The organism is Nocardioides sp. Arc9.136, assembly GCF_030506255.1.
Lineage (GTDB): Bacteria > Actinomycetota > Actinomycetes > Propionibacteriales > Nocardioidaceae > Nocardioides.
In genome coordinates, this window is the sequence record NZ_CP113431.1 from 1,068,891 (window position 1) to 1,084,124 (window position 15,234).

The window sequence follows — 15,234 nt, forward strand, 5'->3', positions numbered from 1 at the left end:
ATGCCCCACCCGCTGGGAGTCGTCCTGCACGCCCCGCAGGACGTGCGCACCGAACCGCTCGAGCAGCCGCCCGTCGGGCCCACCGACGTGCTGCTCGACGTGGAGGCGTGCGGCGTCTGCGGGTCCGACCTGGCCTCTTACGCCCACGGGCACTACGTCGAGCCGGGCCAGGTGATGGGCCACGAGCTCTCCGCCACCGTCGCCGTCGCCGGGGAGGCGCTGTCGGGCCTCGAGCCGGGCACCCGCGTGGCCGTGCGCCCCATGCGCTCGTGCGGCCGGTGCGCCTACTGCCGCGACGGCGACACCCACCTCTGCGGCGCCACCGCCGGGCGCTCCCTCGGCTACGGCGCCCAGGGCGCGTTCGCCCAGCAGCTGCACCTCCCGGACGTCGAGGTCGGCCGCGACGTGGTCCCCGTGCCGGCCGGCACCGACCCCTTCGACCTGCTCTGGGCCGAGCCGCTCGCCGTCGCGCTGCACGCCGTGCGCCTCGCCGGGGGCACCGCGAACGAGCGGGTGCTCGTCACCGGCGCCGGCGCCGTCGGCCTGACCGTCGCGGCCGCGGCGATCGCCCAGGGGATCACCGTCCACGTCGTCGAGCCCGTCGAGCACCGCCGCGAGGCGGCCGAGCGGCTCGGGGCGACGGTCTCGGTGCCCGGCGAGCCCACCGAGGGCGCGCCCCACGACGCACTGCTCGACGCCTCCGGCGTCCCGGCCGCGGTCACCGCGGCCCTGCCCCTGCTCGCGCCGACCGCCCCCGTGGTGCTCGTCGGGCTGGACGACGCCCCGGTCCCGTGGCTGGTCGGCGCCCACCGGCTCACCGGCTCCTTCGGGTACGTCGACGCCGACTTCGCCACCGCCGTGGACCTGATCGTCGCCGGCCGCGTCGTGCTCGGCGACCTGGTCACCCACCGCTACCCGCTGGAGCAGGCCGGCCGCGCGCTGGGCGCACCCCGGCCGGAGGACCACGTCGTCAAGGCGGCGATCGTGCCGCGCGCCTGACCCCACCCGACCAGCCGGGCGGCCTCCGCCGCCGGCGGCCCCCACCCGCCCCCCGCGCCTGAACCGGCACGCTGCCGCGGCTCCCGCCCGCACCTGCCGCTAGGAGATCCGATGACCGTCCCCACCACCCCCACCTCCGTCCCGGGCCCGCCGCGCTCCTCGGTGGCCTTCGACCTCACCGACCACCGCGTCTGGGTCACCGGCGCCAGCCGGGGGCTCGGCCGGGCGATGGCGCTCGGCTTCGCCGCCGCCGGCGCCCGGGTCGCGCTCACGGCCCGGTCGGCCGACACGGTCCAGCAGGTGGCCGACGAGATCGAGCAGCTCGGCGGCAAGCCGCTGGTGCTGGTCGGCTCGGTCTCCGACAGCGCCGCGGTCAGCGCGGCGGTGGAGGCCGTCCGGGAGAGCTGGGGCGGCCTCGACGCCCTGGTGAACTCCGCCGGCGTGAGCCCGATCTTCAAGCGCGCCGAGCTGGTCGACGACGAGGAGTGGCGCCACGTCCTCGAGGTCAACGTGACCGGGTCGTTCCTGTGCGCCCGCGAGGCGGGGAAGCTGATGCTCGAGGGCGGCGGGGGAGCGGTCGTCAACATCTCCAGCATCCACGGCCAGGTCGGCATGGAGCGGATGGCGGCGTACTCCGCCAGCAAGGGTGCGATCGACGCGCTCACCCGCACGCTCGCACTGGAGTGGGCCGAGCGCGGCGTACGCGTGAACACGCTCTCGCCCGGCTACTTCGAGACCGACATGACCGAGGCGCTGCGCGGCCACCGGAAGTGGCGGGGCCACCTGCTCTCCAAGATCCCGCTCGGCCGGTTCGGCGTCCCCGAGGAGATCGTGTCGGCGGCGCTGTTCCTCGCCTCCGACGCCTCCGGCTTCATGACCGGCTCGAACATGGTCGTCGACGGCGGGTGGACCGCGGCATGAGCGTCGTGCCCGACGTCGGCGTGTGGGAGGCGCTCTACACGACCCGGGCGATGCGGCGGATGCGGCCCGATCCCGTGCCGGTCGAGGTGCAGGCCAGGATCATGGACGCCGCGGTCCGGGCCCCCAGCGGCGGCGACACCCAGGCCTGGCGGTTCCTCCTCGTCGACGAGAGGGAGGTGCTCGCCCGGCTCGCCGTGCCCTACCGGGAGGCGGTCGCGCTGCTGTGGCGCGGCCACTACGCCGGCCAGGTGGCGGCGGCCGAGGCCGAGCCGGAGGCCGCGGCATCGGTGCGGTTCCGGCGCCTGCAGGCCAGCGTCCAGCACCTCGCCGACCACTTCGAGGACGTGCCGCTGCTCTTCTTCGCCTTCTCCCGCGGCGACCGCGACGGCAGCTCGACCTACCCGGCGGTCTGGTCCGCGATGCTCGCCGCCCGCGCGCAGGGCGTCGGCAGCGCGATGACCAACGTGCTGGACGTCTTCCGCCCCGACACCACCAAGGCGGTGCTCGGCGTGCCGCCGGACCGGGGGTGGACGCTCGCGGCGACCGTCGCGATGGGCTACCCGCTCGGCCGCTGGGGCGTCGCCCCGCGACGGCCGGCGCACGAGGTCACCTATCGCAACCGGTGGGGCGAGCCGGCCGGCTTCGACACCTCCGAGCCGCTCTGGTCACCGGACGGGCCGGCGTGACCGCGCCCGCACTGCCCCCGGTCGCCATGCCTGTCTCCGAGCCTGTCTCCATGCCTGTCTCCATGCCTGTCTCCATGCCGGTGGCCGCGCCGCTCTACCCACCGCCGCCCTACGAGTTCCGCGCCGCCCGGCAGACCTGGGTGGTCTACGAGTCCGACCCCGGCCCGCTCGCGGCGTACCTCCCGGCCGGCGTCGAGCCGGACAGCGACCCGGCGGTCTGCGCGGCCTGGGCGTGCCACTACCCGACCTCGACGTTCGGTCCCTACCTCGAGGCCTACCTCGTCGTCCGCGTCCGGGTCGGCGACGAGCGCTTCTGGTACCAGCCGGTGATCGTCACCGACGCCGAGGCGCCGATGGCGGCGGGCCGGGAGCTGTGGGGGTACGGCAAGAAGCTGGCCGCGATCACCTGGTCCGGCCGCGACGGCGGCGGGCCCGGCACCGAGCAGCTGGTGATGACGGTCGAGCGACCGCGCGGCGTGCGCCTGATGACCCTGTCGGTGCTGCCCGAGCGGCTGCTCGGCCCCGAGGAGCTGGTCTCGCTCCGGACCGCGGAGCTGCTGCCGACGCTGAGCCACCGCCTGCTGCCGGCCTCCGAGCCGGGGCGCGGCCCGGTGGTCGACGAGCTCGTCGCCGTGGACGTGCGCGCCCGGTCGCACCGCGGCGCCGACGGGCGGCCGGAGCTGTGGCGCGGGCGGGGCGGGGTCGAGCTCGGCGCGGGCAGCGCCGCCGACCCGTGGCACGTGTTCGCGCCGCTGCGCGTGCTCGACGCCTTCACCGCGCTCACCGACTTCACCCTACCCCTCGGGCGCGTGGTCGCCCGTCCCTGAGCGCCGGCGCCCGCCCGCCCCGCCCACGCGCCCGTCCGTCCACCCGTCCCCGAAGAAGGAGGCCCCCATGGGCTACCGCCGTACCCCCGAGGAGCTCGCCGCCGTCCGCGCGACCCTCGCCGACGTCGAGTTCGTCGGCGGGGAGTCGTTGAGCGTCGACTTCCTGACCCGCCCCGACGTCGTCCGCGACATCCTGCCCGCCGAGCTCGACCCGGGCGCCGAGCCGCGGGTGACCGTGCAGGTCAGCCGGTGGCGCAGCAGCTGCGTCGGCGACTTCGCGGCGTCCGCGGTCTACGTCAGCGCCAGCCACCGCGGCGTCGCGGGTGACTACGTGCTGACGATGTGGATGGACGACGACGTGCCGCTGCTCTTCGGACGCGACCTCTACGGCGAGCCGAAGAAGATCGGCACCTCGACGCTCTGGCGCAACGACGGTCACATGACCGGCGTCCTGGAGCGCCACGGCACCCGGCTCGTGGAGATCGAGGCCGACCTCGGGCCGGACCGCGGACCCACCGAGGTCGTGGGACGCAACTTCAACGTCAAGTACGAGCTCTGCCCGGGCGGCGACGCGCTCGCCGGGCCGCCGACCCTGATGATGGCCGAGTTCGCCCAGCGCACGACCCTCGTCCGCAAGGGCCCGGCCGTCCTGCGGCTGACCGGCACCGTCCACGACCCGCTCGACGACCTCGAGGTGCTCGAGCTGCGCGACGCGGTCTACGTGGAGACCGGCATGAAGGCCACCTGCGTGCCCCTCGGCCCGATGGACCCCGACGCCTTCCTCCCGCTCGCGCTGGGCCGCTCGGACCACTGGCCGGCGCTGGCGACGGCCCGCCTGCCCGGGTGAGCCGAGCCGGAGCCGTCGGCACCGGCCTCCCTAGAGTGGGGGCATGACGGCTCCGGGAGTGGCGGACTGGCGCACCTACGACGCGCCGGCCCTGCCGCGGGTGCTGGACGCCGCGCTCCAGCGGTTCGCCGAGCAGGGCTACCACGGGACGAGCATCCGCCACCTCGCCGCCGACGCGGGGCTCTCGGTGCCGGGCGTCTACCACCACTACCGGTCCAAGCAGGAGATCCTGCTCGCGCTGATGATGGCGGTGATGGACGAGCTGCTCGAGCGCAGCGCCGCGGCGCTGGCCTCGGCGCCCGAGGACCCCTCCGGCCAGTTCGACGCGCTGGTCGAGTCGCTCCTGCGCTTCCACATGTTCCGCCGGCGGCAGGCGTTCGTGGGGTCCAGCGAGATCCGCAGCCTGCTGCCCGAGAACCGGGCGCGCTACGTGGAGCGCCGCGACGAGCAGCAGCGGATGCTGGACCGCATCGTCGTCGGCGGGGCCGAGGCGGGGGTCTTCGGTACGCCGTACCCGCTGGACGCGGCGCGGGCGGTGGCGACGCTGTGTGTGGGCGTGGCGTCCTGGTACCGCGAGGAGGGCCCGCTCGCGGCGGACGAGCTGGTCCACCGGCACCTGGTGCTGGCGCGAGGGCTCGTCGGCGCCTGACCGTCCCCTCCGGCGTTGACGGGCCGGGTCGACCGCTGCGAGACTGACCGAGCGAGCGATCGGTCGGCCGACCGTGCGCCCGCCCGAGGAGGCAACGATGACTGACCAGAGGAACGGCCTCGTGGCCCGGACGCGGGCGTTCGTCCGCGAGCACGTGCTGCCGGTGGACGACGAGCACGACGGCGACGTCGAGGCCGCGGGCGGCGACGGGCTGCGGGTGCGCCTGCAGGAGCAGGCACGGGCCGCGGGGGTGTTCGCGCCGCACGCGCCGGTGGACCTCGGCGGCCACGGGCTCGGGATGGTGGCCCGCTCGGCGGTTTTCGAGGAGGCCGGCTACTCCCTGTTCGGGCCGCTGGCGACCGGCATCGCCGCGCCCGACGAGGGCAACGTGCACCTGCTCGACCACGTGGCGACCGACGCCCAGCGGGCGACGTACCTGGCCCCGCTCGCGCGCGGCGAGGTGCGCTCGGCGTTCGCGATGACCGAGCCCGCCCCCGGCGCGGGGAGCGACCCCTCGGCGCTGCTGACCCGCGCGACCAAGGTGGACGGCGGGTGGGTGGTCAACGGCCGCAAGTGGTTCATCACCGGCGCCGACGGCGCGTCGTTCTTCATCACGATGGCCCGCACCAGCGGCGAGCCCGGCGGCGCCGGGTCGGCCGGCTCGGGCGGGGCGACGATGTTCCTCATGCCGGCCTCCACCGAGGGCCTCGACGTCGTCCGCCACGTCGGCACCGTGGACCGGTCGATGGTCGGCGGTCACTGCGAGGTCACCTTCACCGACGCCTTCGTCCCGGACTCGGAGGTGCTCGGCGGGGTCGACGAGGGCTTCCGGTACGCCCAGGTGCGCCTCGGGCCCGCGCGGATGACCCACGTGATGCGCTGGACCGGCGCCGCCCGCCGGGCCCACGAGGTCGCCGTGCGGCACGTGGCCGGGCGCCAGGCGTTCGGGTCGCGGCTGGCCGACCTCGGGATGATCCAGCAGATGGTCGCCGACAACGAGATCGACCTCGCGGCGACCCGTGCGCTGCTGAAGGCGGCCTGCGAGGAGCTCGACGCGGGGGAGCGGGCCTCGGCGAGCACCTCGATCGCGAAGACGTTCGCCGGCGAGGCGCTGCACCGCGTCGTCGACCGCGCGACCCAGATGTGTGGCGGGCTGGGCGTGTCCACCGAGCTGCCGGTGGCGCGGATCGCCCGCGAGATCCGGCCGTTCCGGATCTACGACGGCCCCTCGGAGGTGCACCGCTGGTCGATCGCCAAGCGCGCGGTGCGCCGGATCGAGAAGGAAGGGTCGTGAGCGGGGAGCCGGCCGCCTCCTCGCCGGAGCTGTCGCCGGACGAGCTCGCCGCGGTCGGCGAGCGGATGCTGGCGGCCGGCGCGCAGCTCGAGGGGCCGCTGACCGCCCGCCTGATCGCCGGCGGCCGGTCGAACCTGACGTACCGCCTGGACGACGGGGCCTCCGCGTGGGTGCTGCGGATGCCGCCGCGGTCCGGGCGCACCCCCTCGGCGCACGACGTCGCCCGGGAGTTCCGGGTGACCAGTGCGCTCGCCTCGGCCGGCGTGCCCGTCGCGCCGCCGGTGGTGCTGTGCGAGGACGAGGCCGCCATCGGGCTGCCGTTCGCGGTCGCGGCGTTCGTGCCGGGACGGACGGTGCAGTCGCGCACCGACCTCGACGACCTCGACGACGTCGCGCTGGAGGCGACCGTCGCGCGTCTCGTGGAGACCCTCGCCAGGCTGCACGCGGTCGACCACGTCGCGGCCGGGCTGGAGGGCTTCGGCCGCCCCGACGGGTACGCCGCGCGGCAGGTGCGCCGTTGGAGCGGCCAGTGGGACATCGTCGGCGACCCCGCGCTGTCGCCGCTGGCGACCGAGCTGGGCGGCCGGCTCGCGGCGGCCGGGTTCGAGCAGCGCTCGACCGGCGTCGTCCACGGCGACTACCGCATCGACAACACGCTGCTCTCCCTGCGCTCGCCCGAGGACGGCGGGCCGCAGGTCGAGGCGGTGGTGGACTGGGAGCTCTCGACGATCGGCGACCCGGTGGCCGACGTCGCGATGATGTGCGTCTACCGCCACGCCGCGCTCGACCTGGTGCTCGGCTTCCCGACCGCGTGGACCAGCGAGCGGCTCCCGGCCCCCGACGCCCTCGCCGCGGCGTACGAGGCGGCGGGCGGGGTCCCGCTGGTCGACTGGGACCGCCACCTCGCCCTGGGCTACTTCAAGCTGGCGGTCATCGCCGCCGGGATCGACCACCGCTACCGCGCCGGGGCCACCCACGGCGAGGGCTTCGACAGTGCCGCCCGGGCCGTCGAGCCGCTGCTGGAGGCCGGTCTCCAGCGGGTGTGACGTGGTCCCGAGGTGGTCCTGGTGCTTGGCGGGGGGCCTGCACGGGTAGGGGGTACGGGACCGCGAGGTGAAGGAGGACCCATGCCGCCCGAGACCATCGCCGGCCGGTACGACGTCGTGCGCGAGGTCGGCCGTGGCGGCATGGGTGCCGTCTGGCTGTGCCGCGACCGCACCCTGGGCCGCGAGGTCGCGGTCAAGCAGGTCGGCGGCCTGCCCGGCGAGTCGACGCCCCACCTGGCGCGTGCGCTGCGCGAGGCCCGCTCGTCGGCCGCGCTCAACCACCCCAACGTCGTGTCGATCTTCGACGCGATCGAGGACGGCGGCCACGTGTGGCTGGTCATGGAGTACCTCCCGTCCCGGACCCTCTCCGAGCTGCTCAAGGACGGCCCGCTCGACGTGCGCCGGTCGGCGCACCTGGGCGCGCAGGTCGCCGACGGCCTCGCCGCGGCGCACGCCCGGGGCGTGGTGCACCGCGACGTGAAGCCGGGCAACATCCTGGTCACCGACGACGACGTCGCGAAGATCTCCGACTTCGGCATCGCCCGCACCCTCGGCGAGGAGCAGCTGACCCAGACCGGGATGGTGGCGGGCACCCCGCTGTACTTCTCCCCGGCGCTCGCGCGCGGTGGCCAGCCGACGCCCGCGGACGACGTCTGGGCGCTCGGCGCCAGCCTGTACGCCGCCGTCGAGGGCCAGCCCCCGTGGCCGGCGCAGGAGAACTCGATCGCGATGCTCATGCACATCGTCGGCCACGAGCCGCCGGTGCCGCAGCACGCGGGGGCGCTCACCGGCCCGATCCGGCGGATGATGAACACCGACGCCGAGGCGCGGCCCAGCATGGCCGAGACCGCCGCCGCGCTGCGTGCGATCGCCGCCGGCAGCACGACCGCGCTCGCCGACGATGCGCCCACCGAGGCGCTCGCCGCCACGGCCGTCGCCCCGGCGGTGGTCGACCCCGACCCGACGCCGGACCCCACGCCTGCTCCCACCCCGGTCGCCCCGGTCGCGTCCGCGGCGACCGCCGCGGAGCCGGACCGTCGCCGCCGGCCCGTGGCGCTGCTGGCCGCGGCCGCGGTGCTCGTGCTCGCGCTGGGCGCGGCGCTGCTGGTCGGTCTCCTCGGCGGCGACGAGGAGGACGATCCCGGCACCGCCGGCGACCGGCCGAGCGGCCAGGCCTCGCGGACGCCGGACCGGGAGTCCGCGACGCCGAGCCCCACGCCGAGCCCGACGCCGACCCCGACGGAGGGGACCACGCCCTCGGAGGAGGAGTCGGCCGAGGAGCCCGAGGACACCGGAGGCCCCGGCACGTCGCCGGTCAGCAGCGGCAACGAGCAGCAGGTCGTCGAGGACTACTACTCGCTCCTGCCCGGTGACTACGAGACCGCCTGGGACGTGCTGTCGCCGCAGTACCAGCGCGAGCTCGGCTACGACTCCTACTCCGGCTTCTGGTCGACCATCGGCTCGGTCACCGTGGACGGGGTGGAGCCGCAGGGCGAGGGGACCGTGCTGGTGGACCTGACCTACGACGGGGGCGAGAGCGAGACCCGCCAGATCACCGTCCGCGGCGGGCGGATCGTCGCGGACGCGGTCGTCTGACCCCGCGGGGCCGCCGTCCGCCGTACCCTCAGGTGTGCGTCGATCACGGAGGGTGACGGACGGCGGTCGCGCGCTGCCGGCGTACTTCACCTCGCGCGCTCGACGTGCGCGCGCGGTCACCCGCCGGCTGCGGGAGACCGAGCGGCGGGCGGCCGAGACCAGCGAGCGCTACCGGTCGCTGTTCGAGTACCACCCCAGTGCGGTGTTCTCCCTCGACCTCGAGGGCCGCTTCGTGGAGGCCAACCCGGCGGCCGAGCGGGTCAGCGGGTACGGCGCGGACGAGCTGATCGGCATGGAGTTCGCCCGGATCCTGCTGCCGGAGGAGGTCGAGACGGTCGCCACGGCGTTCCTCGCGATCCTCGCCCGGGAGACCCGGCAGCTCGAGACGGCGGTCGTGCGTCCCGACGGCTCGACGGCCGAGGTGAGCGTCACCGGCCTGCCGATCGTGGTCGACGGGGAGGTGGTCGGTGTCTACGGCATCGCCGAGGACATCACCGCCCGCAACCGGATGCAGCGCGAGCTCGCCCGCACCCGGCGCAGCGCGGAGCAGGCCAACGAGGCGAAGTCGATGTTCCTCGCCAACGTGAGCCACGAGATCCGCACGCCGCTGACCGCCGTCATGGCGACCACCGAGCTGCTCGTCGACAGCGGCCTCGACCCCGACCAGGAGCGCCTCGCCGAGGTCGTGCAGCGCTCCAGCCGGCGGCTGCTGCGACTGGTCGACGACATCCTCGACTTCAGCGCGATCGAGTCGGGACGGGCCTCGGTGCACGACGTCGCCCTCGACCTGCCGGCGCTGGCCGCGGACGTGGTCGAGCTGGCCCGGCCGCAGGCGGAGGACAAGGGCCTGACGCTGACGCTCCTGGTGGACCCCGCCGTCCCGCGGGAGCTCACCGGCGACCCCGAGCGGCTCGCGCAGGTGCTCACCAACCTGCTGGACAACGCGGTGAAGTTCACCGGCTCCGGCGACGTCCGCGTCCGGGTGGAGGTGGCCGAGGAGCGCCCGGCGAGCGTCAAGGTCCTGGTGCGGGTCGAGGACACCGGGATCGGCATCACCCACGAGCAGCAGGCCCGGCTGTTCCAGTCCTTCAGCCAGGGTGACTCCTCGATCACCCGCAGGTACGGCGGCACCGGGCTCGGCCTGGCGATCTGCAAGCAGCTGGTGACGTTGATGGGCGGCTCGATCTGGGTCTCCAGCGCGCCGGGCCGGGGGAGCACGTTCGCCTTCGCGCTGCCCCTCGGGCGCCCGGTGCTCGCCGACGACCACCTCTAGCGGTGGGGGGCGCTCGGCGCGGGGTCGGTCCCGGGGTCAGGTGCTGGCGTGGACCCAGCGGCGGAGCACGGCGTGCAGCTCGTCGGGGTGCACCGGCTTGGGGACGAAGTCGTCCATGCCGGCCGCGAGGCAGCGGTCCCGGTCCTCGCCCGAGACCCCCGCGGTCATCGCGATGACGGGCGTCCGGCGGACGTCGCCCTCGCGGCGCCGCAGCTCGGTCGTCGCGTCGTACCCGTCGAGCACCGGCATCTGGCAGTCCATCAGGACCGCGTCGTACCCCCGGGCGGCGAGCATGGTGAGCGCCTCGGCGCCGTCGCCGGCGACGTCGGCGGTGTAGCCGCGGGAGGCGAGGATGCCCACCGCGACGAGCTGGTTGATCTCGCTGTCCTCGACCACCAGCAGGTGGCCGCTGCCGGTCCGCGGGCGGTCCGGGGCAGGCGCGGCCGGGGCGGGGGCGGCGAGGGCCTCGGTGGCGACCTCGCGCAGCCGTGCCATGTGCAGGGGCTTGGCGAGGACCGGGCCGATCCCGGCGGCCCGGGCGTCGTCGAGGTCGACGGCGGGCTCGGAGGTGAGCAGCACCATCGGCGGCGCGTCCCCGCGGGCGGAGATGCGCCGGGCCAGCTCGAGGCCGTCGACCTCCGGCATGCACAGGTCCAGCAGGACGAGCGCGGGCTGCAGGCCGCCGGCGAGCAGGTCGAGCGCGGCGTCGGCGTCGGCGGCGAGGGTGACCTCCACGCCCCAGGCGCCGAGCTGGCCCTCCAGGACGAGCCGGTTGGTGGCGTTGTCGTCGACCACGAGGACGCGGCGGCCCGTCAGCAGGTCGCCGCGCGCCGGGGCCGCCGGTGCGGGGGTGTCCGTCGCGAGCCGCATCGGCACCCGGAACCAGAACGTGCTGCCGGCCGCGGGCTCGCTGGTGACGCCCAGGGTGCCGCCCATCGCCCCCACGAGCTGGCGGCAGATGGCCAGGCCGAGCCCGGTGCCGCCGTACTCCCGGGTCGTGGAGGAGTCGGCCTGGGAGAACGGCTCGAAGACCTGGTCGCGCTGCTCGTCGGTGAGCCCGATCCCGGTGTCGCGCACCTCGAACCGCACCAGCACGCCGTCGTCGGTGTCCCCGTCGAGGTGCGCGGAGACGACCACCTCTCCCTCGTGGGTGAACTTCACGGCGTTCGAGGCGAGGTTGAGCAGCACCTGGCGCAGGCGGGCGGGGTCGCCCCGCAGCGCGGTGGGCAGGTCCGGGGCGCAGTAGGCGAGCAGCTCGAGCCCGCGCTCGCGGGCCTGGCCGGCGACCAGCTCGGCGGCGCCCTCGACGACCGCGACGAGGTCCAGGTCGACGGTCTCGAGCTCGAGCTTGCCGGCCTCGACCTTCGAGAAGTCCAGGATGTCGTCGATGATCGTCCGCAGCGCCTCGCCGGCCCCGCGCGCCCCCTCGGCGTACTGCCGCTGCCGGTCGGTCAGCGGGGTGTCGAGGAGCAGGCCGGTCAGCCCGATGACGCCGTTGAGGGGCGTCCGGATCTCGTGGCTCATCGTGGCGAGGAACGCCGACTTGGCCTCCGACGCGGCGCGGGCCGCGACGAGCGCCTCGGCCTCCCACCGCAGCTGGCGGGCCGTCCGGACGACGGCGACGGCCGCCAGGACCGCCGCGGCGGCCGCGACGACGAGGACGTCGGAGTCGCGGCCGAGCAGGTCGTCGACGACGAGGACACCGATGGGCGCCAGCAGCGGCACGATCGCGACCGCCATCCGCGTGCGCGCGTGGTCGCCGGCCGAGGCCTCGTCCCGGGTGGAGCCGCAGCGGGAGGGGCGCGGGCACGCCGACCGGGCGAGGAGCACCGCGCCGACCAGCCAGCCGAGGTCGAGCCAGGCCTCGGTCGCGCCGGAGAGCGGGAAGAGGAGGTAGCCGAGGTCGGAGAGGAGCCAGCAGCTGACGCCGACGGCGAACTCCAGCCCGATCCGGTCCCGCGTCGTCCGCGTGGCGAGCGCGCGGATCACCAGGCCCAGGAGGACGGCGTCACAGACGGGGTACGCCGCGAGCACCAGCCGTTCGCCGGCGTCGAGGGACTGGTCGTGGGCGATCGCCGCGATCGAGGTGTTCCAGAGCAGCATCACGCAGACGGTGACGACGGTGAGGGTGTCGAGCAGGACCTCGGCGTCGCGCCGGCCCCGCGACCGCACCCGCCAGAGCACCACCAGCATGGCGGCACCCAGCCCGAGGTAGCTGGCGAAGTAGGGCACGTCGGCCCAGGACACGTCCGGCTCCGGGCCGGTCCAGGCGTAGAGGTACCAGACCAGGTCGGCGACGGCGTTCGCGGTCAGTCCCGCCGCGACGAGCCCCGGCACGAGCCGCCTGCCCGGCGCCGAGGCGCGGACGCCCAGACCCGCGACGAGGGCGGCGCCGAAGACCACCACGACGTACGTCGCGTCGTAGGCGACCGTCGAGCCGCCGGCGAGGTTCAGCACCAGGCCCGCCAGCGCGAGGAGCAGGAGGCCGGCGGGGAGCGCGGACCTCACCAGGTCCTGGGAGGTCCACCGCGCACCGCTCACGCGGCCATTGTCAGGGCTGGGTCGAGCCGGCGTGGGCGTTTCCGCCCGAGCGTCGGGGTGATCTGGGGCTCGGCTCAGGCCCCCCGGTGCGCGGCGGCGAGGACGCGCGCGGCCTCGCGCTCGGCGTCGGCGTTGGCGACGCCGGCCCGGGAGCCGGCGAGCTTGGCGCGGATGTGCTCCCCGACGGTGATCGGGGCGTACGCCGAGCCGTCGCCGACGCAGGTGGGCAGCGTCTCGATGACCGCGTCGATGTTGCCGTCGTGGAAGAACGCCGCGCTGCGGCGCCGCTCGACGCGACCGTCGACGATGGGCGGCTTGACCCGGTGCAGGGTCGACATCCAGCGCTCGTTGGTCCAGCGCGCCATCAGGTCGCCGAGGTTGATGAGCAGGGCGCCGTCGGCCGGCTGCACGTCGTGCCAGCCGCCGTCGCGCCCCAGCACCTGCAGGCCCGCCACCTGGTCGGCCCACAGCACGGTGACGATGCCGTAGTCGGTGTGCTCGCCCATGCCGGTCAGGTCGCCGTCGAGCTGGAGCTCGCCCGGCTCGAGCGCGTAGTTGTTCATCCGCAGCACGTCGAGGCTGTGGTCGGTGTAGCGCTCGAAGAACCCCTCGGGCAGGTCGAGCGCGTCCGCGAACAGCGTCGTGAGCGTGCGGGCGACCCGGCCCGCCTCGTCGAAGTACGCCGACACCGCGGTCCGGAAGTGCTGCGCCTCGGCCGGCCAGGTGTTCTCGGGGTAGTCCGCCTCGGGCAGGTCGAGCCCGGGGTGGTCGGAGACCGCGGCGCCGACGTTGAAGGCCTCGAAGAAGTCGTGCATCCGGTTCGAGGGCGCCAGCCCCAGGCTCAGGCTGAGGGACTCGGTCTTCGGCGGTGCGTAGCCGCGGTTGACCTCCGGCGGGGTGCGGTACTGCTTCTTGACCTCCAGCGGCAGGAAGAAGAACTCGTCGAGGGCGTCGGCGAACGCGTCGGTGACCGACGTCGGCACCCCGTGCCCGACGACCTGCACGAACCCGACGGTGCGGGCCGCCTCGTCGAAGGCGGCCGCGGCCGCCGCGCGCTCCGCGGCGGTGCCGTGACCGACGTACGCGCTGATGTCGACGGTGGGGACGTGGAAGTCGGTCATGAGGGTGCCTCCGAGGTGGTGGTCGAGGTCGGTGCGTCGGGGGTGGCGGCCACCCGCTCCTCCACGGTGGCGAGGAGCGCGGCCTTGTCGGTGTCGTCGAGCCAGCAGGCCTCGACGGCGTTGCGGGTGAAGGTCGCGAGCTGGTCGCGGCGGTGGCCCAGCGCGTGGGCGAGCACCCGGTAGTCGTGGGTGGGATCGGTGCCGAACATCGGCGGGTCGTCGGAGTCGATCGTCACCAGCAGGCCGGCGTCGACCATCTCGGCGATCCGCCGGTGCGTGCCGTCGCCGCTGCCGGAGTAGCGGCCGATGTCGCTGCTGACCGGGGTGCACGTGAACGCCACCCGCTCCTCGACGCAGCGCCGCGTGATCGCCGGGTCGTCGACGACGTGGTAACCGTGGTCGACGCGGCTGCAGCCCAGCTCGTCGAGCAGCACCTCGACGTGGTGCGGCGGGCCGGACTCCGAGTGCGCCGTACGCCGGAGGCCGTGGCGCTCGGCGAGCCGGTAGGCCTCCACGAACCGGCCCGGGGGACCGTTGACCTCGGCGTAGTCCAGCCCGATCCCGAGCACCTCGTCGACCCGGTGGGCGACGACCTGCTCGACCAGCTCCACCGCCGCGCCGCCGCTGCGCTCGCGGCAGATGCCGACGACGAGGTTCGCACGGATGCCCGTGTCGGTCGCGGCGTCGCGGGCGCCGGCGAGGACGCCGTCGAGGATCGTCGGGTACGGCACGCCGGGGTGGCCCGGCGGGCTGAGGTGGATCTCGCGGTACAGCACGCCGTGGGCGGCCCCACCGGCCGTCAGCGACTCGTAGGTCACCCGGTGGAAGTCGTCCGCGTCGCGGATCAGCGACCCCACCACGTCGAGCACCCGCAGGAACTCCCCGAGGTCCTCGTAGCTGTGGTGGTCGTAGAGCTCCTCCGCCGACCGCCCGAGGGGCACGCCGTGCTTGCGCGCCAGGTCCGCCACCGTCTCCGGCGCGACGCTGCCGATCAGGTGGCAGTGCAGGCTGACCTTCGGCAGCGCCGCCACCATCGCGTCGATCGCCGGGTCCGCCGGCACGGGCGTCGAGTGGACGCTGGTCGCGAGGCTCACGGCGAGGAGCGTAGGAGTCGGGTGTTACGCGGTTGTCACGCCTGGACGACAGCCAGGCCCTCCGCCGGTCGAGCAGCCGAGCCCCGGTGAGGTGCGCAGGGCCCTGGGGTGCCCGCCTCCGGCCGCCGGAGGTCACCGCTGGTCGAGCAGCCGAGCCCTGGCGAGGCGTCGTCGAGACCCGGTGAGGTGCGCACGGTGCTCGGGCGCGGGCGCGGGCGCCTGCCTCGGGCCGCCGGGCGATGGGTGGTTGCGGTCGTTCCTGGGTGTCGGGTCGGCCTGTTGGTCGAGCAGCCGAGCCCTGGCGAGGCGTCGTCGAGACCCGGTGAGGTGCGCAGGGCCT

The 15,234-nt window shown here is 75.2% G+C and carries 13 protein-coding genes; 10 read left to right on the forward strand and 3 right to left on the reverse strand.

Annotated features, from left to right (window positions below):
• From OSR43_RS05110 to OSR43_RS05155, 10 genes are all read left to right on the forward strand, one after another.
• On the forward strand, positions 1–999 hold the full coding sequence (locus tag OSR43_RS05110) for a zinc-binding dehydrogenase (protein WP_302270000.1): 999 nt from the start codon (positions 1–3) through the stop codon (positions 997–999).
• Positions 1,000–1,110: 111 nt separating this feature from the next.
• Positions 1,111–1,920, forward strand: coding sequence for an SDR family NAD(P)-dependent oxidoreductase (locus OSR43_RS05115; protein ID WP_302270001.1), 810 nt, complete (start codon positions 1,111–1,113; stop codon positions 1,918–1,920).
• On the forward strand, positions 1,917–2,606 hold the full coding sequence (locus OSR43_RS05120; RefSeq protein ID WP_302270002.1) for a nitroreductase family protein: 690 nt from the start codon (positions 1,917–1,919) through the stop codon (positions 2,604–2,606). The genes OSR43_RS05115 and OSR43_RS05120 overlap by 4 nt, the downstream gene beginning before the upstream one ends.
• A 50-nt stretch (positions 2,607–2,656) precedes the next feature.
• Positions 2,657–3,433 carry an acetoacetate decarboxylase family protein gene (locus OSR43_RS05125; RefSeq protein ID WP_302270004.1) on the forward strand — a complete coding sequence of 259 codons (777 nt, stop codon included), beginning with the start codon at positions 2,657–2,659 and terminating at the stop codon, positions 3,431–3,433.
• Between the two features lie 67 nt (positions 3,434–3,500).
• Complete coding sequence (locus OSR43_RS05130; RefSeq protein ID WP_302270005.1) at positions 3,501–4,280, forward strand: acetoacetate decarboxylase family protein; 780 nt, start codon at positions 3,501–3,503, stop codon at positions 4,278–4,280.
• A gap of 43 nt (positions 4,281–4,323) precedes the next feature.
• Positions 4,324–4,929 carry a TetR/AcrR family transcriptional regulator gene (locus tag OSR43_RS05135; protein WP_302270006.1) on the forward strand — a complete coding sequence of 202 codons (606 nt, stop codon included), beginning with the start codon at positions 4,324–4,326 and terminating at the stop codon, positions 4,927–4,929.
• A 97-nt stretch (positions 4,930–5,026) separates the two neighbouring features.
• Positions 5,027–6,223: an acyl-CoA dehydrogenase family protein gene (locus OSR43_RS05140; protein ID WP_302270007.1), complete on the forward strand. Its 1,197-nt coding sequence runs from the start codon at positions 5,027–5,029 to the stop codon at positions 6,221–6,223.
• A complete protein-coding gene (locus OSR43_RS05145) occupies positions 6,220–7,269 on the forward strand; it encodes a phosphotransferase family protein (protein ID WP_302270008.1) in 1,050 nt (349 codons plus the stop codon). The genes OSR43_RS05140 and OSR43_RS05145 overlap by 4 nt, the downstream gene beginning before the upstream one ends.
• 81 nt (positions 7,270–7,350) lie before the next feature.
• The gene (locus OSR43_RS05150) at positions 7,351–8,865 is read left to right on the forward strand and encodes a serine/threonine-protein kinase (protein WP_302270010.1); all 1,515 of its coding nucleotides are present in this window, start codon (positions 7,351–7,353) and stop codon (positions 8,863–8,865) included.
• Positions 8,866–8,917: 52 nt separating this feature from the next.
• Positions 8,918–10,138, forward strand: a complete 1,221-nt coding sequence (locus OSR43_RS05155; RefSeq protein WP_302270011.1) for a PAS domain-containing sensor histidine kinase — start codon at positions 8,918–8,920, stop codon at positions 10,136–10,138.
• 36 nt (positions 10,139–10,174) lie between these two features.
• Here the strand turns inward: OSR43_RS05155 and OSR43_RS05160 are convergent, their stop codons facing one another.
• From OSR43_RS05160 to add, 3 genes are all read right to left on the reverse strand, one after another.
• Entirely contained in the window at positions 10,175–12,679 is a 2,505-nt protein-coding gene (locus OSR43_RS05160) for a response regulator (protein WP_302270013.1), read from the reverse strand.
• Between the two features lie 74 nt (positions 12,680–12,753).
• A complete protein-coding gene (locus OSR43_RS05165; RefSeq protein ID WP_302270016.1) occupies positions 12,754–13,800 on the reverse strand; it encodes an isopenicillin N synthase family oxygenase in 1,047 nt (348 codons plus the stop codon).
• Positions 13,797–14,894, reverse strand: coding sequence for an adenosine deaminase (gene add, locus OSR43_RS05170; protein WP_302270018.1), 1,098 nt, complete (start codon positions 14,892–14,894; stop codon positions 13,797–13,799). Before add ends, OSR43_RS05165 begins: the two co-directional genes overlap by 4 nt.
• Between the last annotated feature and the right edge of the window lie 340 nt (positions 14,895–15,234).